This window comes from Gloeomargarita sp. SRBZ-1_bins_9, from assembly GCA_039794565.1.
Taxonomy (GTDB): Bacteria; Cyanobacteriota; Cyanobacteriia; order Gloeomargaritales; family Gloeomargaritaceae; genus Gloeomargarita.
The window spans coordinates 87,131-106,284 of sequence record JAUQVX010000003.1 but is presented as its reverse complement, the minus strand read 5'-3'; the positions used below and the strand labels follow the sequence as shown (position 1 = coordinate 106,284).

The 19,154-nt window shown below is 60.2% G+C and carries 17 protein-coding genes; 11 read left to right on the top strand and 6 right to left on the bottom strand.

The window, feature by feature from the left end; translation table 11 throughout:
• Nucleotides 1-2: 2 nt before the first annotated feature.
• On the bottom strand, nt 3-1,304 hold the full coding sequence (gene purB / locus Q6L55_04735; GenBank protein ID MEN9258026.1) for an adenylosuccinate lyase: 1,302 nt from the start codon (nt 1,302-1,304) through the stop codon (nt 3-5).
• Between the two features lie 176 nt (nt 1,305-1,480).
• Between purB and Q6L55_04730 the strand changes: the two genes are divergently transcribed.
• Nucleotides 1,481-2,242, top strand: coding sequence for a DUF928 domain-containing protein (locus Q6L55_04730; GenBank protein ID MEN9258025.1), 762 nt, complete (start codon nt 1,481-1,483; stop codon nt 2,240-2,242).
• Between the two features lie 3 nt (nt 2,243-2,245).
• On the opposite strand, the gene Q6L55_04725 is transcribed toward Q6L55_04730, so the two are convergent.
• On the bottom strand, nt 2,246-3,919 hold the full coding sequence (locus Q6L55_04725; GenBank protein ID MEN9258024.1) for an EAL domain-containing protein: 1,674 nt from the start codon (nt 3,917-3,919) through the stop codon (nt 2,246-2,248).
• 123 nt (nt 3,920-4,042) lie between these two features.
• Between Q6L55_04725 and clpS the strand changes: the two genes are divergently transcribed.
• From clpS to Q6L55_04710, 3 genes are read left to right on the top strand one after another with little or no spacing between them, the layout of a single operon-like run.
• The gene (clpS, locus tag Q6L55_04720; GenBank protein MEN9258023.1) at nt 4,043-4,342 is read left to right on the top strand and encodes an ATP-dependent Clp protease adapter ClpS; all 300 of its coding nucleotides are present in this window, start codon (nt 4,043-4,045) and stop codon (nt 4,340-4,342) included.
• Nucleotides 4,339-6,333, top strand: coding sequence for an excinuclease ABC subunit UvrB (uvrB, locus tag Q6L55_04715; protein ID MEN9258022.1), 1,995 nt, complete (start codon nt 4,339-4,341; stop codon nt 6,331-6,333). The genes clpS and uvrB overlap by 4 nt, the downstream gene beginning before the upstream one ends.
• 3 nt (nt 6,334-6,336) lie before the next feature.
• Nucleotides 6,337-7,104, top strand: coding sequence for a proteasome-type protease (locus tag Q6L55_04710; protein ID MEN9258021.1), 768 nt, complete (start codon nt 6,337-6,339; stop codon nt 7,102-7,104).
• Here the strand turns inward: Q6L55_04710 and Q6L55_04705 are convergent.
• Nucleotides 7,101-8,414 carry an FAD/NAD(P)-binding oxidoreductase gene (locus tag Q6L55_04705; GenBank protein ID MEN9258020.1) on the bottom strand — a complete coding sequence of 438 codons (1,314 nt, stop codon included), beginning with the start codon at nt 8,412-8,414 and terminating at the stop codon, nt 7,101-7,103. The genes Q6L55_04710 and Q6L55_04705 overlap by 4 nt on opposite strands.
• Before the next feature lie 244 nt (nt 8,415-8,658).
• Here Q6L55_04705 and Q6L55_04700 point away from each other — a divergent pair, with 244 nt between their 5' ends.
• Nucleotides 8,659-9,474 carry a sulfite exporter TauE/SafE family protein gene (locus tag Q6L55_04700; protein MEN9258019.1) on the top strand — a complete coding sequence of 272 codons (816 nt, stop codon included), beginning with the start codon at nt 8,659-8,661 and terminating at the stop codon, nt 9,472-9,474.
• Between the two features lie 346 nt (nt 9,475-9,820).
• Nucleotides 9,821-10,144, top strand: a complete 324-nt coding sequence (locus Q6L55_04695) for a hypothetical protein (GenBank protein ID MEN9258018.1) — start codon at nt 9,821-9,823, stop codon at nt 10,142-10,144.
• 53 nt (nt 10,145-10,197) lie between these two features.
• Here the strand turns inward: Q6L55_04695 and groL are convergent, their stop codons facing one another.
• Nucleotides 10,198-11,829, bottom strand: coding sequence for a chaperonin GroEL (gene groL, locus Q6L55_04690; GenBank protein ID MEN9258017.1), 1,632 nt, complete (start codon nt 11,827-11,829; stop codon nt 10,198-10,200).
• Nucleotides 11,830-11,844: 15 nt separating this feature from the next.
• Nucleotides 11,845-12,156 carry a co-chaperone GroES gene (gene groES, locus Q6L55_04685; GenBank protein ID MEN9258016.1) on the bottom strand — a complete coding sequence of 104 codons (312 nt, stop codon included), beginning with the start codon at nt 12,154-12,156 and terminating at the stop codon, nt 11,845-11,847.
• Nucleotides 12,157-12,400: 244 nt separating this feature from the next.
• On the opposite strand from groES, the gene psaK reads away from it, so the two are divergent.
• Both psaK and Q6L55_04675 read left to right on the top strand, forming a co-directional pair.
• A complete protein-coding gene (gene psaK, locus Q6L55_04680; protein ID MEN9258015.1) occupies nt 12,401-12,658 on the top strand; it encodes a photosystem I reaction center subunit PsaK in 258 nt (85 codons plus the stop codon).
• A gap of 58 nt (nt 12,659-12,716) precedes the next feature.
• Nucleotides 12,717-13,943, top strand: a complete 1,227-nt coding sequence (locus Q6L55_04675; protein MEN9258014.1) for a site-2 protease family protein — start codon at nt 12,717-12,719, stop codon at nt 13,941-13,943.
• Here Q6L55_04675 and Q6L55_04670 read toward each other — a convergent pair.
• Nucleotides 13,940-14,983, bottom strand: coding sequence for a type I glyceraldehyde-3-phosphate dehydrogenase (locus Q6L55_04670; protein ID MEN9258013.1), 1,044 nt, complete (start codon nt 14,981-14,983; stop codon nt 13,940-13,942). The genes Q6L55_04675 and Q6L55_04670 overlap by 4 nt on opposite strands.
• A gap of 171 nt (nt 14,984-15,154) precedes the next feature.
• On the opposite strand from Q6L55_04670, the gene murC reads away from it, so the two are divergent.
• The 3 genes from murC to Q6L55_04655 are packed head-to-tail and all read left to right on the top strand — an operon-like array spanning nt 15,155 to nt 19,124.
• Entirely contained in the window at nt 15,155-16,567 is a 1,413-nt protein-coding gene (murC, locus tag Q6L55_04665) for a UDP-N-acetylmuramate--L-alanine ligase (GenBank protein MEN9258012.1), read from the top strand.
• Nucleotides 16,564-17,436: a UDP-N-acetylmuramate dehydrogenase gene (gene murB / locus Q6L55_04660; GenBank protein MEN9258011.1), complete on the top strand. Its 873-nt coding sequence runs from the start codon at nt 16,564-16,566 to the stop codon at nt 17,434-17,436. The genes murC and murB overlap by 4 nt, the downstream gene beginning before the upstream one ends.
• Nucleotides 17,437-17,486: 50 nt before the next feature.
• Complete coding sequence (locus Q6L55_04655) at nt 17,487-19,124, top strand: AarF/UbiB family protein (GenBank protein MEN9258010.1); 1,638 nt, start codon at nt 17,487-17,489, stop codon at nt 19,122-19,124.
• Nucleotides 19,125-19,154 lie beyond the last annotated feature (30 nt).

Genomic DNA, 19,154 nt, shown 5'->3' with positions numbered 1-19,154 from the left:
TTTTAGATGTTCAACCGCTGGTAGATGGTCTCCAGGTGCTGGAGATGGGCGGTGGGGTCAAAACAGGCGGCGATCTCCTCCGGGGACAAATACCGTCGCACCGTGGTGTCCTGTTCTACCAGGGCCTGGAAGTTGCCCGCTTCCTGGTTCCAGGCCTGGTGGGCCAGCCGTTGCACCAGGGCGTAGGCCTCCTCCCGGCTCAGGCCCTTTTCCACCAGCGCTAAAAGCACTTGCTGACTGAAGATAACGCCCCCAAACCGGTACAAATTGCGGCGCATGTTGTCCGGATAGACCTGCCATGTCTGCACCAGGTCGGTCAACTCCACCAGCATAAAGTGCAGGGCAATGCTGGCATCCGCCAGGGCCACCCGTTCCACCGCGCTGTGGGAAATATCCCGCTCGTGCCACAGGGCCACATTTTCCAAGCCCGCCGTGGCATAGCCCCGTAACAGGCGCGCCAGACCGGTCAACCGCTCCGAACGCACGGGATTGCGCTTGTGGGGCATGGCCGATGAGCCTTTCTGGCCCGGAGCAAAATACTCCTCCACCTCCAGTACCTCCGTGCGTTGCAGGTGACGGATTTCTACGGCAAAGCGCTCGATGGAGGCCCCCAGCAGCGCCAGGGTCTGGAGATATTCCGCATGGCGGTCGCGGCTGATCACCTGGGTGGAGGCGGTATCGGGCGTCAATCCCAACCGTTGGCAGGTCAGCACCTCCACCCGCGGGTCTACGTGGGCATAGGTCCCTACCGCCCCGGAAATTTTCCCCACCGCCACCTGACTGCGCAGACGGGTCAACCGTTCCCGGTGCCGCAACAGTTCCGCCAGCCACCCCGCCAGCTTGAACCCAAAGGTGATCGGTTCGGCGTGAATCCCGTGGGAGCGTCCCACCATGACCGTATGGCGATGCTGTTGCGCCTGGGAACGCACGGCCTGGATTAACTGTTCCAACTGGGTCAGCAGCACCTCCAGACTGGCCACCAATTGCAGCGCCAGCCCCGTATCCAGCACGTCGGAACTGGTCAACCCCAGGTGCACATAGCGGCCTGCATCCCCCAGGTACTCGTTCAGGTTGGTGAGAAAGGCAATCACGTCATGGCGTACCGTTTGCTCGATTTCCCGGATCCGGGCCGGGTCAAAGCGGGCGTGCTGGCGGATGTGCTCCAGGGCCTCAGGGGGAATGCGCCCTAAAGTGGCTTGGGCTTCACAGACCGCCAATTCCACCCGCAACCAAGTCTGGAATTTGTATTCCTCCGTCCAGAGCTGCCCCATCGCCGGCAAGGTGTAGCGTTCGATCACAGCCATTCCTTTCACAACAGCAGTTCTATCCTACGTCCCCGGTGAGGCCGGTCACCGATGAGATGCCAGTCTATCACCGTAATCCTAATGACCAGGGATTACCCTAGGATGTAGGCAAGGCGGAACCTGCAAACCCGCTTGTCCTTCCTAACTATCATCGCCTTACCCCCGAGGATGGTTCTATGGCTTGCTTCCGATCCCTTGCTTTGGCCACGGCTTTAACCCTCACCCTAACCGCCACCCCCGCCACGGCTAACCCCTTGCAGATATGGGCCGGTCGTCTCCTGCAGTGGAGTCAACGGCGGGCCACGGCCCAACCCACCACGCCGGTTATCGGCTTTGTACCACCCGCGGCCGGATTGCCGGGCAACCGGGAAGGAGGGGCCACCCGGGGAGCCGTTTGTCCGGTGAGCCATAAACGGTTGACCGCCCTACTCCCTGCTTCCCACCTGGGGTTAACCGCCGCCGCCCGGCCCAGCTTCTTCTTCTACCTGCCCCCGGTGGGGGACCGGGAGGTGGAACTGGTCCTCATGGATGGCCGGGGGATGGAACATTACACCTATCGAGGCCGTGCCCAGCAAAGTGGCATCGTGCGCCTGGACCTACCGGAAGAGGCCCCCGCCCTGGCCGTGGGGGACACCTACCAATGGTACTTTTCGGTCATTTGCGACCCCCAGGACCGGACGGCTGACCTGTTTGTACGCGGCTGGGTGCAACGGGTGGCCCTTGCCCCCTCCTTTGAACAGCAACTCCAACGCGCCCCCCGCAGCCAGCATCCCTACCTATACGCCGGCGCCGGCCTGTGGCACGAAACCCTAGCGGCCCTGGTGGAGTTACGCCAATCCCAACCCCAAAATAAGGCCCTCCTCGTGGACTGGCTGGCCCTGTTGCAAACCGAGGGTTTGGACCAATTGGCCACCGAACCCCTGGCGGGTCGGCTCTAGGGCTTACCAGCGCGGCGACTGGTGCAGGAGTTGTTCTACCTGGGCGGCGTCTAGCGGCGGGGAGAACAGATACCCCTGGCCGAAGGCGCACCCCATCTGCCGCAACTGCTGAAGCTGCTCCGCCGTTTCGATGCCCTCCACCACCACCGCCTTCCCAAGGGAGTGGGCCAGCGCCACAATGCCCTGTACAAAGGCCCAGGTGTCCGCATCCGCCGTCTGGATAAAGGATTTATCCACCTTGACCATGTCAATCGGCAGGGTGCGCAGCCGGCTGAGGTTGGAATACCCGGTGCCGAAGTCGTCCATCAGAATCTGTAACCCCAAATCCCGCAACTGGGCCAGCATGGTGGTCACAGTCTCCGGGTTTTCCATGATCAAACTTTCGGTGAGTTCCAATTTCAGGTGATTCCCCGGCAAGCTGGTTTCCTGGAGCAGTTGGGTCACTTGGGCCACCAGGTCCGCCTGGAGAAACTGTTTGCTGGAGACATTCACACTCACGGTCAAGGGCCGCCAGTTGGGAAATTGCTGGTGCCACCGGCAGAGCTGGATGCAGGCCATCTCCAGGACCCACCGGCCAATAGGCTGGATCAAACCGGTTTCTTCCGCCAGGGCAATCAACTGGTCCGAAGGAATGAGACCTACCTGGGGATGCCGCCAGCGCACCAGGGCTTCAAACCCCACAATCTGCCCACTGGCCAGGGCCACAATGGGCTGGTAGCGCAGGGATAACTCGTGGCGTTCCACCGCCCGGCTTAAATCCGTTTCCAACCGCAGGCGCCACCCCGAATCCTCCATCCCTGGGCGAAAAACCACCAACCGCCCCCGGCCCAACTGCTTGGCTTTTTGGGTAGCCGCCCGGGCAAACCGCAACCAGTCCTCCGGCTGCTGCACCGCCACCTGGCTCCAGACCACCCCCATGCTCACCGTAATAAACACCTCCTGCTCCTCCAGCTGGAAGGGTTTGTGTAAATCCTGCTGGATGGTCTCGATATGGGCCAGGGCCGCCTCCGGGGAAGCCAGGTTCTCCAAAATCAAGGCAAATTCATCCCCCTCCAGACGCACCGCCGTATCCCCCGGCGCCAGCCGTTGCCGCAACTTCCGGGCCACCGCCGCTAGCAATTTATCCCCCACCCGGTAGCCTAAGCTGTCGTTGACCTGCTGGAGCCGGTCAATATCCAGATGCACCACCGCAAACTGGAGGGCCGTCTCCACCACCAACCGTTCCTCCAGGGTTTGCAGCAGGGACAGGAACATATGGCGATTGGGCAACCCGGTCAGGGCATCGTGATACACCCCCGGCACGACCGCTGTACTTTCGGAAACGTCTGATGACACCGGCGGTAGCGAACCCAGGGTGCTGAGCACGATCCGGTAGGGACCAATTTGCAGCCGGTCGCCATGGTGGATCTGCCGGTTCGTACCCAAAAAATGCTGGCCGTTCAAAAACGTACCGTTAGTGCTTTTGTCCACCAATTCCAACCCGTTTTCCCCCAGGATGATCAGGGCATGGCAACGGGAGACCTGCTTGTGGGTCAGAACCACCACACTGCCCTTGCCGCCCATGGCTGCCCGCATCGCCTGTTCATCCCGACCAAAGGCTACCGGCACCCTCACCCGGCGTTGCTGCAGATGGCCGGTGGTCAAATCCTCCCAACTCAATTGCAGTTCCACAGTCATCTGGCCGTTGCCTGCCCAGGCGCACCTAATTATCTTAACGGCTGGCCGACCCGGACCGGCCCCGGCGTTCAACTCATATACTAGAACCAGAATCTTGCGTCCAAATGAAGTGGGGAGTTTGCTATGGCTGTGATGATGTCCACCCAAGTCCTACCGGAAAAAGGCCGTCAAGCCACAACCAAGCACTATCCCAACTACAAAGTGATCGTACTCAACGACGACGTCAACACCTTTGAGCACGTGGCCCGGTGCCTGATGCAGTACATTCCCGGCATGACCCCGGACCGGGCCTGGGAACTCACCAACCAGGTGCACTACGAAGGTCAAGCCGTGGTCTGGGTTGGTCCCCAGGAACCGGCGGAACTCTACCATGAACAACTCCAACGGGCCGGTCTGACCATGGCTCCCCTAGAACCCGCATGAGCCGTCCCTTTCACCTACAGGCGCCGTTTGCCCCCACGGGAGACCAGCCCCAGGCCATCGCGCAGTTGGTGCGGGGTCTCCAGGCCGGCTATCGCTACCAAACCCTGTTGGGGGCGACCGGCACCGGCAAAACCTTTGTCATGGCCAATGTCATTGCCCAGGTGGGACGTCCTACCCTGGTGCTGGCCCACAACAAAACTCTGGCGGCCCAACTGTGCAACGAACTGCGGGAATTCTTCCCCCACAACGCCGTCGAGTACTTCATCAGCTATTACGACTACTATCAACCGGAGGCGTATATCCCGGTCACCGACACCTACATCGCCAAAAGCGCCTCCATTAACGACGAGATTGACATGCTACGCCACTCGGCCACCCGGTCTTTGTTTGAACGGCGGGATGTGATCGTGGTGGCCTCCATCAGTTGCATCTATGGGTTGGGGATTCCCAGCGAGTATTTGAAGGCGGCGGTGCATTTGGCGGTGGGGCTGAGTGTGGCGCCGACGCAGGTGGTCCAGGCCCTGGTGAATATCCAGTACGACCGCAACGATAGGGAACTGGGGCGGGGCAAATTCCGGCTGCGGGGGGATGTGCTGGAAATCGGTCCGGCCTACGAAGACCGGGTAATCCGGGTGGCATTTTGGGGGGATGAAATCGAACGCATCGAGCTGCGGGACCCCCTGACGGGCGCGGTGTTGGAAACCCTAGACGCCATTAACATTTACCCGGCCCGCCACTTCGTCACCCCGCCGGAGCAGTTGGAACGGGCCTGTCAGGCCATCGAACAGGAACTGGAGGAACGGCTGGCGGCACTGGAAGCCCAGGGCAAACTCCTGGAGGCCCAACGGCTGAAGCAACGCACCCGCTATGACCTGGAGTTACTGCGTACGGTGGGCTATTGCAACGGGGTAGAAAATTACTCGCGCCACTTAGCGGGCCGGCCCCCCGGTTCTCCCCCCGAATGCCTGGTGGACTATTTCCCCGCCGACTGGTTGCTGATCGTAGATGAATCCCACGTCACCGTGCCGCAACTGCGGGGCATGTACGAAGGGGACCAATCCCGTAAGCAGGTGCTGATTGAGCACGGGTTTCGCCTGCCCAGCGCCGCCGACAACCGCCCCCTGAAAGCGGAAGAATTCTGGGCCAAGGTCAACCAGTGCATCTTTGTCTCGGCCACCCCGGGGGACTGGGAACTGGCGGTGTCCGAACAGGTGGTGGAATTGATCATCCGCCCCACCGGCGTACTGGACCCGGAAATCCTGGTGCGGCCCACGGTCAACCAGGTGGAGGACCTCACCGGCGAGGTGTACCGGCGGGTGGAACGGGGGGAAAAGGTGCTGGTGACCACCTTGACCAAACGCATGGCCGAAGACCTGACCAGCTACTGGCAGGAGCAGGGGTTACGGGTGCGCTACCTGCACTCGGAAATTGACGCCATTGGTCGCATCGAAATTCTACAGGGGCTGCGGGCCGATGAATGCGACGTGATTGTGGGGGTGAACCTGCTGCGGGAGGGGTTGGATTTGCCGGAGGTCTCCCTGGTGGCCATTCTGGATGCGGATAAGGAGGGTTTTTTGCGGTCAGAGCGCTCCCTCATCCAAACCATCGGCCGGGCGGCGCGCCATGTCAACGGCCAAGCCATTTTATACGCCGACATCCTCACCGAAAGCATGCAAAAGGCCATCCAAGAAACCCGACGCCGCCGGCAAAAACAACTGGCCTACAACCAGGCCCACGGCCTCACCCCCCAGCCCATCCGGCGCAAACCGGCCAACCGCATCCTCCAAACCCTGGAGTTCTCCCGTCGGGTGCAGGCCAAAGAGACCCCAGCAACCTACCAAGCGACACCCATGGCCGCCGCCGATATATCTGCCCACATCCAGGAGTTAGAGCAGAAAATGCGCGAGGCCGCTCGCCGCTTAGAATTTGAACAGGCAGCCCGTTACCGAGACCAAATCCAGCAGCTCAAGCAACACCTTGCCGCCCCGTAAGCCATGACCTACTGTTTAGGCATCTTGACCCGGCAGGGATTGGTGATGGCCGCCGATTCCCGCACCCACGCCGGCGTAGACTACATTTCCACCTACCGCAAACTCTTTGACTTTTCCGTGCCGGGACAGCGGGTGCTGTTGCTGTGTACCTCAGGCAATTTAGCCATGACCCAGGCGGTGGTGGCCCAACTGCGGCAGGACATTCACCAACAGTTGCCGGAAAACCTCCACACCATTGGCTGCCTGTACGAAGTGGCGGCCTATTTAGGCAAAAAAATCCGCAAACTCCAGGAGGAGCACCGGCCCTGGCTCGAGCGAGACCACATTGATTACCAGTGCAACTTCCTGTTGGGGGGCCAAATTCCTGGGGAGGACCCGCAACTGTTTCTCATCTATCCCCAGGGCAACTGCATCCACGCCACCCCGGAGACCCCTTTTTTGCAAATCGGGGAGACCAAATACGGCAAGCCCATCCTGGACCGCACCCTCACCTACGAAACCCCCCTGGTAGCCGCCGCCAAGTGCGCCCTGCTGTCATTGGACTCCACCATGAAATCCAATATTTCCGTTGGCCCCCCCATTCACCTGGTGGCCTACGAGCGGGATAGCTTTCAGGTGCTCTACCGGCTGGAGCTGGGGTTAGGGGACCCCTACCTGCTGGAGATGCGCCGCTTTTGGGAACGGTCCCTCAAGGAGGCCTTTGCCCAGGTTCCCGACCCCCACTGGCACACCCAGCCCCCCGCCGATAGCCCTGACGACCCCCTGCTCTAGCGCCGATGCACCAGCCGATTAATGGGCTTGAAGATGTCCGCCTCAAAGGCCTTGCCCTTCAACATGCGGTTCCAGTATAGCCAGGGGAGGACATGCACCTTGGCCAAGTACATCGAATACCGCTCCTGGGTGGGGTCTAAGGGGAATGAGGGCAGCAGCTTGCCGTCATAGCCAAACTCCGCCATGATCGCCGAGTTGTAGCCCGTGATCAAAGGACAGCAGGTATAGCCGTCATAACGGGCCGGCAAGGGTTGCCCATCCATCAACGCCAGCAGGTTTTGCGCCACCACCGGTGCCTGCTTCCGAGCCGCCGCCGCCGTTTTGGACGTAGGCAGGGAAGAGGCATCCCCCAAAGAAAAGACCTCGGGGTAGCGCACATGTTGTAGGGTGTGTTTGTCCACCTCCACCCAGCCCCCCGGACCCGCCAAGGGACTGTTTTTGACAAAATCCGGCGCCCCCATCGGCGGTGTCACATGAATCATGTCGTAGTGCAGGCTGACTTCTTCCACCCCCCCGTCGGTGGTCACCTCAAAGATGGCCTCCCGGGTCTCCGGCCGAATTTCCTTGAGGTTGTGTTTGTACTTCACCACAATGCCCCGCCGGACCACCACCTGCTCTAGGGTTGCAGCGTACTCCGGCACCGCAAACATCCCCCCGGCAGCCGTGCAGAACATGACCGTGGTGTTCACCCCAACGCCGCTTTTGCTCTTGAAATAATCATCCGCCATGTACATGATTTTTTGGGGCGCACCCCCGCATTTGATGGGCGTGGCCGGCTGGGTGAAAATCGCCGTTCCCCCCTTAAAGTGGCGAATGGTTTCCCAGGTGTAAGGGGCATAATCTTTGGAGTAATTGCTGGTGACGCCCCCTTTACCTAACGCTTCTTTTAAACCTTTAATCCCTTCCCAGTTGATGTGAATCCCCGGACAAACAATCAAGTAATCATAGGTAACCGCCAAACCGGAGGCTGTGAGCACCGTACGGTGGTCCGGGTCCAGTTGTACCACCTTATCTTGAATCCAGGCTGTGCCCGGCGGCAACACCTCCTGCTCCGGACGAATAAAATCCCGCAAGGGCCGAATCCCCCCGCCCACCAGAGTCCAACCCGGCTGGTAATAATGCTTGTCCGACGGTTCGATCACGGCAAGGTCCAACCCCCGCCGCCGCTTGAGCAGTTGCGCCGCAACACTGACCCCCGCTGCACCCCCGCCGACAATGACAATTTGGTGATGCCGCGTAGCCCGTTGTTCGGTTACGGCCGTCCCCTGACCCTCAGCCACAATCACATCCGGTACTGACGTTGGCGACACGATGTCTTCTCCAAACTCGTTCCGTTTTCAGTATAGCTTTAATCACTATAGAGTCATATAGGCAATCTTCTAAATTTTTTTTGACAGTCTGCCGTCCATGCAAACCCAGCGTAATACGGTGTTAAATAGGGACACAAATCGCAAACTTGTCACCTAGATGACTATATGGTAATCTAATGATGCCAGTATGCCGGGTGTAGGGAAGGGAGGTATGCTGGCGGTGGGGTCAGTGGAGTCTGAAGTCATGCAAGTCCTTTTCGGCTATGGGTTGGCGTTGCTGATCGGCGTTTCCTTGGGGTTAATCGGCGGGGGCGGTTCGGTCTTAACGGTGCCGGTTTTGGTGTATGTGATGGGGGTCAAGCCCACCCTGGCGACGGCCTACTCCCTGTTTATTGTAGGGGTGACGGCCCTGGTGGGTTCCCTGGATTATTTCCGCAAAAAGTTGGTCAGTGTCCCAACGGCGGTGGTCTTTGGCCTTCCGGCCCTGGTGGCGGTTTTCCTGGTGCGGCGCTTTTTGATACCGGCTATCCCTGAGCGCCTTGTCCAGTTCGGCCCCTGGACCTTGACGCGCGATATCTTACTCATGCTGATTTTTGCGGTGTTGATGCTGTTGGCGGCCCTGTCTATGATCCGCAATGGCCAGGCTGACCAGGCTGACCGGGGAGCTGCCTCCCATGGGTCGCGCTTCCATTTGCCGCTGATTTTTGCCGAGGGGGTAGTGGTGGGTTCCCTGACGGGGCTGGTGGGCGCCGGGGGTGGTTTTTTAATCATTCCGGCTTTGGTGGTGCTGGGGGGATTGCCCATGAAGATGGCGGTGGGAACCTCCCTGCTGATTATTACCGTTAAGTCCCTGATCGGTTTTGTGGGGGATGTGCAGAATCCGAACCTACAGATGGATTGGGGCCTGCTGCTGCTGTTTTCCCTGGTGGCGATCCTCGGCATCTTCCTTGGCTCTTACTGGTCCAATTTCGTTTCCAATCGCCAGCTCAAGAAAGGATTTGGCTGGTTTGTGGCGGTGATGGGGGTTTACATTCTCATCAAGGAAATCCGGGGACTTTGACAAAAGGGTTGCACCCGGCTCCAGGCACCCCTCCGGTCAACCAAACTGTCCCAAGCCTTCTCCTAGACCTGTCATACAATTGCACTACGTTTCCCCGGTCTCCTCTTTGTCACAAAACTATAAATTCGCCTCTCATTTTATTGCGGATTGCAACGAATTGTCCGTCGGCCAAAAATCCCTTTGGTACGATCACGGGTACTGGTTCTGGGAGGAGTCATGGCTGACAAAGTTAGGCATTTGAGTGTCCGGCTCAGCGATGATGAGAATCGGGCCCTGGAAAGCTACTGTCAGCGAACCAGTCAATCCAAAACCGAAGTAATTCGGCAGTTTATTCGCTCGTTAATTCATGCCCATACCAACGGTCATTCCCATCCTGGCAACAACCCCCAGTCCTCCTGAGCCGCCCCCAGAAGATACCTGGCTACCGCTGATTTCCCTGGTTGCTAACTTGGTGCAGGGGATTATTTTTTTACTGGGGTTTACCTTTTCGGGACTGGTGGTGGTGCTCCAGTGGTTTGTGGCCCTGTTGACCTGGGGATTGGGTGTGGTGTGGCGGCCATTGCAGGCTATTTTGACGACGATTCTCCTGCCGTTTGTGGTGACTGGTCTGGGGATATTGTTGCCGCTGCTGGTCCTGCTATTGGTGCTGGTGTTGGTGGCGCGGCGATAAAAAAAGCCCCCATGGCTGGGAGCTAACTGGGTTAGTTGTGGGCAGGTTGGATTTTAGTAGTCGAAGTCACCGCCACCCCCGCCACCGGCCGGAGCTTTTTCCTTGGGTTCGGGCTTGTCCACCACAATACATTCGGTGGTCAGCACCATCCCGGCAATGGAAGCGGCATTTTGCAGGGCGGAACGGGTCACCTTGGCCGGGTCCACAATCCCCGCTTCAAACATGTTGGTGAAGATACCCCGGGCCGCATCGTAACCCACGTCGAAGGGCTTGTCCTTGACCTGGTCGGCAATCACTGCCCCGTTGACCCCAGCGTTTTCGGCAATGCGCATCAGGGGCGCCATCAGGGCACGGCTGACGATCAGGGCACCGGTCAGTTCCTCCTCCGTGAGGTTCTGCTTGGCCCAGGCCTCCAGTTCCGGCGCCAGGTGGGCCAGGGTTGTCCCCCCGCCGGGCACGATCCCTTCCTCCACCGCAGCCTTGGTGGCGTTGATGGCGTCCTCCAGGCGCAGCTTCTTGTCCTTCATTTCGGTTTCCGTCGCCGCACCGACTTTGATCACCGCCACCCCACCGGCCAGTTTCGCTAGCCGTTCTTGCAGTTTTTCCTTGTCGTAGGTGGAGTCGGTCTCTTCAATTTGCCGGCGAATTTGCTCGCACCGGGCTTTCACCGCCGCTTCGTTCCCTTCGGCAATGATGGTGGTGTGGTCCTTGGTGACGGTCACCCGCCGGGCTTTCCCCAGCATGTCCATGCGCACGCTGTCGAGTTTGGTCCCGGTTTCTTCGGAGATCACCTGCCCACCGGTGAGGATGGCGATGTCCTGCAACATGGCCTTCCGCCGGTCGCCAAAGCCCGGGGCCTTCACCGCCGCCACGTTCAAAACACCCCGCAGCTTGTTCACCACTAGGGTGGCCAGGGCTTCTTTTTCAATGTCCTCGGCGATGATCAACAGGGGCTTGCCGGCTCGGGCCACTTGCTCCAGTACCGGCACCAGGTCTTGCACCAGGGTGATTTTCTTGTCGGTGATCAGCACCAGGGCGTCTTCCAGGATGGCCTCCATCCGCTCGGGGTCGGTGGCAAAGTAGGGGGAAATATACCCCTTGTCAAAGCGCATCCCCTCGGTGACCTCCAGTTCGGTGGTGGTGGACTTGCCTTCCTCTAGGGAGATCACCCCTTCCTTGCCCACCTTGTCCATGGCTTCGGCAATCATCTTGCCCACCTCTTCGTCATTCCCAGCGGAGATGGCCGCCACCTGGGCAATGGCCTTGGAGTCTTCCACTGGGCGGGCATGGGCGGCAATTTTTTCCACCACGAATTGGGTGGCCTTGTCGATCCCCCGCTTCAGGGCAATGGGGTTGGCACCGGCGGCCACGTTGCGCATCCCTTCCTTCACCATGGCATGGGCCAGGACGGTCGCCGTGGTGGTCCCGTCACCGGCTACATCATTGGTCTTGGAGGCCGCTTGCCGGATCAGGGCCACGCCGGTGTTTTCCACGTGGTCTTCCAGTTCAATTTCCTTGGCGATGGTCACGCCGTCATTGATGATCTGGGGCGCGCCGAATTTCTTTTCCAGCACCACGTTGCGCCCCTTGGGACCGAGGGTGACCGCCACCGCCTCCGCCAGGGTGTCCATCCCCTTTTCCAGAGCGCGGCGGGCGTCTTCATGATAGAGAATCTTTTTCGCCATGACTTGCCAACCTCCTTATTTCACGGTAGCCAGGATGTCTTTTTCCGCCAGCAGGACATAGTCCTCTGTGCCGATTTTCAACTCCGTCCCGGCATACTTGGAATACAGCACCCTGTCGCCGACTTGGACTTCCATAGGAATCCGCTGACCGTTGTCATCCCGCCGCCCGGGACCAACGGCGACCACTTCCCCCACCTGGGGCTTTTCCTTGGCCGTGTCGGGTAACAGGATACCGCCAGCGGTCCGTTCCTCTGCTTGACTGACTTTGACCAATACCCGGTCCCCTAACGGGGTGACGGTCGAAACGTTTAACGCAACGGTCGCCATAGGCAATGACACTCCCACTGTCGCTAGGATGTTTGTGGCTTTGAGTCGCCCCACCCACCGGGTGTTAGCACTCTCAGCTTCCGAGTGCTAATGTAACTGAAGCTACGGATAAGCCGGGGTGCGGGTTCCCGAACTGGCGGCGGTGTGAATTTGGGCTAAGTTTTGTGGGGAAGTGTTACAGGGGTGGTGGGGCAACGGCGACTGGGAGTTTAGGATGGGGGGTGGCAAGCGTTGGAGGTAGCGCATGGACCTTGTGGTGTTGGCTGTGCCGACGACAGTGCCCTGGTCGCCGAGTGTGGCGCTGGTCATGGTGGCCTGTAATTTGTTTGCGGTGGCCATTGGTTATTGGGCAATTCAAGCCAAAGGGGTGGCCGGTCCGCAATTGCCCCTGCCGGAGTTGTTCCGGGGATTTGGGGTGCCGGAGCTACTGGCAACGGCGGCCTTTGGCCATGTGCTGGGAACGGGGATGGTGTTGGGGCTGGCCAACGCCGGGTTGCTGTAATCACGCCCCCCTGCTCGAGTTTTTACAATAGAGATCAGTGGCGAAGGGGGACAAAAGCATGTATGGGGGAATCAAGGTTGGTTCGTTGTTTGGGATTCCCCTCTATCTGGATCCCTCTTGGTTTGTCATCGCTCTGCTGATCACGGGGGGCAATAGTATTCGCTGGCGACAATTCTATCCCGATTGGCCGGAACTGTGGACTTGGGGAGTGGGGTTGGCTCTGGCGCTGGGGTTGTTTGCCTCGGTGGTGTTGCATGAGTTGGGGCACAGTCTGGTGGCCAAGGCCCAGGGGGTGAAGGTGCGTTCCATCACGCTTTTTTTGTTTGGGGGGGTGGCGACGCTGGAGCAGGAGTCCCGTACCCCCATGCAGGCGTTGCGGGTGGCCCTGGCGGGACCGGCGGTGAGTTTGGGGTTGGCCCTGGGATTGATGCAGGTGGCTCGCCAGTTGGGGGGGCTGGATTCCCCGTGGGGGCGTTTGACCCAGGAACTGATGGCCATGAACTTTGTCCTGGGCTTTTTCAACTTGATTCCGGGGTTGCCGTTAGATGGGGGACAGGTGCTCAAGGCGCTGATCTGGCAGGTCACTGGCAGCCCGTTTCGGGGGATTCAGTGGGCGGCGGCCTTTGGCTGGGCCTTGGGGACGATGGCCATGCTGCTGGGGGTGTTTGCTTTCCTCAGTGGGGCTGGCGGGGGGCTGTGGTTGGCCTTGATCGGTTGGTTTATGGCCAGCAATGCCCAGAGCTATCGCCAATACAGTTTTTTGCAGGAAATTTTGCTTAAGACCAAGGTGCGGGAGGTCATGAGCCGGGACTTCCGGGTGCTGCGGGCGGAAATGTCTCTGCGGGATTTTGTGGATTTGTATTGCTTGCCGGCCCAGACCCCAGAAATTTACTTTGCTGAGGCGGATGGGCGCTACCTGGGGTTGGTGGATAGCAGTCGCCTGGCCCAGATTGAGCGTAGCCGCTGGTCCGAAAAACAACTGCGGGAGATCGTGGTGCCCCTGGCGGAGTTGCCCAGTGTGCGCGAACAGGATTCCCTAGCCCAGGCGATTGTTACCCTAGGAGACCGCCATGCCTGGATCCTGGTGCGCTCCCCGGTGGGCGGGGTGCAGGGGATCGTCATGCGGGGGGATGTCCTCAAACCCTTAGCCCCCTTCCTGGGTATGACTGGGGTGGATATTGAGCGGGCCAATCGGGAGGGGCGTTATCCCCAGGGTTTGAATCTGGTGCCCATTGCCCAAAAGGCCCTGGAGTTGGCGGCCACCCTCCCGGAAACCCAGCTTTAGGCGGGCCAGCAACGGGCGATGTGCTCGGCTAGGTCCACCACCCGTTGGGAGTAGCCCCACTCGTTGTCATACCAGGCCACGACCTTCACCAGGGTGCCTTCCATCACCATGGTCAGGGCAGCATCCACAATGGAGGAGGCGTTGGTGCCCCGGTAGTCGCTGGAGACCAGGGGTTCTTCGTTGTAGTCTAAGATGCCCTTGAGGGGACCTTCGCTGGCGGCTTTCAATACGGTGTTGACCTCTTCGGCAATCGTGGGCCGCTGCACCTCCACCACCAGGTCGGCCAACGACACATTGGGGGTGGGCACCCGGAAGGCGATGCCGTTGAGTTTGCCGTTGAGTTCGGGAATCACCAGCCCAACGGCCTTGGCGGCGCCGGTGGAGGTGGGCACGATGTTGATGGCTGCCGCCCGCGCCCGGCGTAAATCCCGGTGGCTGGCATCTAGAAGACGTTGGTCGCCGGTGTAACTGTGGGTGGTGGTCATCATGCCCTTGACGATGCCGAAGTGTTCATGCAGGACCTTGACTACCGGCGCCAGGCAATTGGTGGTACAACTGGCGTTGCTGATCAGGTGGTGCTGGTCGTGCCGGTACTCGTGATGGTTGACCCCGATGACAAAGGTGGCGATGCCGGCGCCCTTGCCCGGAGCGGTGATCATCACTTTTTTGGCCCCGGCGGTCAGGTGCTTGCTGGCGCCCTTTTCATCCACAAAAACCCCCGTCGCTTCGATGACCAGGTCAATGTCCAGGTCGGCCCAGGGGAGGTTTTCGGGATTGCGGTCGGAATAGCATTTGATAGTTTTGCCGTTAACGGTAATGGAGTTTTCATCACTGGTGATGGCTGCCTCCCACCGCCCCAGCATGGAGTCGTACTTGAGCAGGTGGGCGTTGGTTTTTGGGTCGGATGTGTCATTGATGGCAACTACATCAATGTTGGTAGTCGTCCGGCCCATCCAGCAGCGGAGGAAATTGCGACCAATGCGGCCAAAGCCGTTAATTGCAACCTTAATCACGGTAGTCCTCGACGGTGATGATGGCATGAATTTGCCCATCATCTTACCATTGTTTGGGCTTTCTCACCGGGGATCAAGGCCAAAGGGGGGGGGATTGGGGATTAAGCCGCTGCTAGCCCTGCAGTCTAGAGTTTTCTCCCCGGGCAGTTCCTGGTATGATCACCGCTGAACCCTGCCGTGGTGTCGCCAGGAGTGGACATGCCGCCCCGTTCGGTTGACTTGTCAGGCCGACCATTTCACTTTATTGGTATCGGGGGTATCGGTATGTCGGCCTTGGCCTATGTGCTCACCAAACGGGGTATCCCGGTTTCGGGTTCAGATGTGGCGCCGAACGGGATCAGTGACCGGTTGGCCCATCTGGGGGTACGGATTACGGCCCAGGATGGTTCGGCGCTGCACACGGCAGGGGAACCGTTGCCCCAGGTGGTCTGTTCCTCGGCCATTGGCACTGGGAACCCGGAGTACCAACTGGCCCAGGCGTTGGGCTGCCCGATCCTCCACCGGTCGGATGTGCTGGCGGCTCTGGCCCGGGAGTATGAGAGTATTTTGGTGGCGGGGACCCACGGCAAGACGACAACCAGTAGCTTGATCGGTCATATCCTGCTGCAGGCGGGCTGGGACCCCACGTTGGTCATCGGGGGGGAGGTGAGTACCTGGGGGGGAAATGCGCGCTTGGGACAGGGGCGATGGCTGGTGGCGGAGGCGGATGAGTCGGATGGGACGCTGGTGAATCTCCGGGGCCGGGTGGGGGTGATCACGAACATTGAATGGGACCACACCAATCACTTCCCTTCCCTGGCGGAGGTGGTGGCTACCTTTCGTGCTTTTGCCGATAACTGTGAGCTGCTGGTGGTCTGCACCGATTGCCCGACGGCGGCGGCTTTGGCGGCGGAGGTCCCTAGACCTGTTGTGACCTATGGGTTAAACAGGGCAGCCCGCTACCGGGTATGTCAGGTGGCCTATTCGGCTAGGGGGATTGCGGCCCAGGTGATGCAGGGGGACGAGGTGTTGGGTCCGTTGACGATTCCCTTGTTTGGGGAGCACAATTTGCGCAATACGTTGGCGGCGGTGGCGGTGTGCCGGGAACTGGGTATGGCGTTTGCCGATATCCAACAAGGGGTGGCGACGTTTGTAGGGGCAAGGCGGCGGTTTGAATGGCGGGGGCAGGCGCAAGGGATGGAGTTTTATGATGACTACGCCCATCACCCCAGCGAAATTCGGGCGACATTGAATGCGGCTCGCCAGCGCTGGCCCAAGGGACAACGGCGCTTGGTGGCGGTGTTTCAACCCCATCGCTACAGCCGCACGGTGAGTCTGTTGGGGGATTTTGGGCCGGCGTTTGCCCAGGCGGATGTGGTGGTGCTGGTGGATATTTACGGGGCGGGGGAGGCTAATCCGACGGGGATCACGGGGGAGGCGGTGGCCCAACAGGTGCAGCAGTACCATCCCCAGGTGCGGTACATGGCTACGCTGGAGATGCTCGAACAGGAATTGCCCCAGCTGCTGCAGCCGGGGGATGTGGTGTTGTTTTTGGGGGCGGGCAATGTCAACCGCGTGATTCCCCGGCTGTTGGCCGCTTATCAGGCTGGCGATGCGGTAGCCGCGGGATGATCTTGGTCACACAGGCCCCCCTGGCGGAATGGACCACTTACCGGGTGGGTGGCCCTGCGGAATGGTTGGCCTGTCCCCGCACGCTGGAGGAGTTGCAGATGGCCTTGGCCTGGGCCGAGAAGAGGCAGGTGCCGGTGACGGTGTTGGGGGCGGGGTCCAATGTGTTGATCAGCGACCGGGGGTTACCGGGATTGGTGCTGTGCACGCGCTACCTGCGGGGGATGACCTGGGATGAACAAACGGGGCAGGTGGTGGCGGCAGCAGGGGTGCCTTTGCCCCAGTTGGCCTGGGAGGCGGCGCGGCGGGGCTGGCAAGGACTGGCCTGGGCGGTTGGTATTCCGGGGACAGTGGGGGGAGCGGTGGTGATGAATGCCGGTGCGCAGGGGGGGTGTACCGCTGAGTACCTGGTGAGCGCGCAGGTCTGGCTGGAGGGGACTGTTCACACCTGGACACCGGCGGATTTGCACTACGACTATCGGTTTTCCCGGTTGCAGGGGACGCCGGGAGTGGTCATCGCAGCCTGCTGGCAGTGTCTGCCCGGCCAGGACCCCCAGGTGCTTTTGCGGCAAACGGGGGATTATCTCCAGCAGCGGCGCACCACTCAGCCCTACCATCTGCCCAGTTGCGGCAGCGTGTTTCGCAATCCCCCCGGTTATAAGGCGGGGTGGCTGATTGAGCACAGCGGTCTCAAGGGTTATCGGATCGGGCAGGCCCAGGTATCGCCTTTGCATGCCAATTTCATCGTTAATTTGGGGGGGGCGACGGCGCAGCAGATTTACGACTTGATTGGCTATGTGCAGGCGACGGTGGCGGCCCGCTGGGGTGTTTATTTGCAGCCGGAGGTGAAGTTCTTGGGAAAGTTCGGCTAAGGCCTTGGTCTAGGCGCTACACTGAAACCGTACCACCGGCTGTAGGCGGCATGCTCTCGGGTTTGGCGCGGACGACGGAACGGCAGGGGGAAATTGCCGAGGTTCTCCTGCGCAATGGTTGGAAATTCATGCGGCAGTTGGTGCTGGGCAAAAAAGCGGGTGAGCCGGATTTGCCCCCGCCGGCGGTGCTGCGTCAGATTTTGGTGGAGCTGGGGCCGGTGTATGTGAAGCTGGGGCAACTGCTGAGCACCCGCCCGGACCTGTTGCCGCCGACTTACACGGAAGCTCTCAGCAGCCTGCAAAGCAAAGTGCCGCCGGTGGAGTGGTCGGATATGGAGGCGGTGATTCGCCGGGAGTTGCCCCAGCCGTTTGGGAGTGTTTTTGCCCATGTGCATCCCCAGCCGGTGGCCGCTGGTTCCATTGGCCAGACCTACCGGGCAACCTTAACTGACGGGACGGAGGTGGCCCTGAAGGTGCAACGCCCGGGCATCGGTGAGGTGATTGACCAGGATTTGACGTTGTTGCAGTCGTTGGCGGCTCTAGCGGCGCAAACGGATTGGGGACAGAGTTGGAACTTGCTGGGGCTGGTGGAGGAATTTAGCGCCGTGTTGCGCCAGGAGCTGGATTTCACCCGGGAGGCGGCCTTTACCCGCCAAATTAGCCAGAACCTGCAGCGCTCGCCTTGGCCGGAGGTGCGCACGTTGAAGATTCCTCAGGTCTATGAGGCTTGGACCACTCCCCGGTTGCTGGTTCTGGAATGGCTTGACGGGGTGCCGCTGCTAGCTGGCTATCGCACGACGGATCGCTCCCTAGGACCAGCCATCGCCCGGATGCTGCTGCGGGCCTTTTTCCAACAAATCTGCTGGGATGGCTTGTTCCATGCCGACCCCCACCCGGGCAACTTTTTTTATCTCAAAACGGGGCAGGTGGCGCTTTTGGATTTCGGTAATGTGGCTCGCTTGGATCCGCGCACCCAGGGACTGATCACCGAGTTTTTATTGGCCATCGTGACCCTGGACCCGCGCCGGTGTGTGCAGTTAGTGCTGGAGCTGGCAGAATCGCCCCGCCCGGATGACCTGAACCGGTTGGAGCAGGATTTTGCCCGTCTGTTGCGTCGCTACTATCCCCGCACCTTAGACCAGATGCATTTTGGGCAGTTGCTGCGGGATATTTTGGAGACGGCGCGGCAAAACCGGGTGCGTTTACCGGGGAGTATGGGGGTGCTGGCCCGTACACTGGCTTATTTGGAAAGTCTTGGGCGGGAACTGGACCCCCAATTTGACCTGGTGGGGGAAATCCGACCGTTGATGGGGCGCTTGTTGCAGCAGCAGTTGCTGGGGGGGGATGGGTTGCCGGTGTTGTTGCAAACGGCGCTGGATTTGCGGGCCTTGTCGTTGGATTCCCCTCGGCAGGTGGAGTTGCTGCTGCAGCGGGTGAACTCGGAAAATCTGCGCTGGCAGGTGCAGGTGGCGGACCTGGGGCTGTTACAGCGGGCCTTGGATGTGGCCTCCAGTCGCTTGGCCTATAGCATCGTGGTGGCGGCATTTATTGTCGGGGCGGCGATTATCTTTGACCGGGGACAAGCGAATTTGCAGTTGTTTTTGGGGACGGGGCTGCTGCTGGTGGGGGCCACAACGTTGGGCTTTTGGTTGCTGTTTCGCCTGCTGCGTCCCCAGCGTTGGCGCTAGGCGGCTCCCGACTAGAAACACAATCCCTAG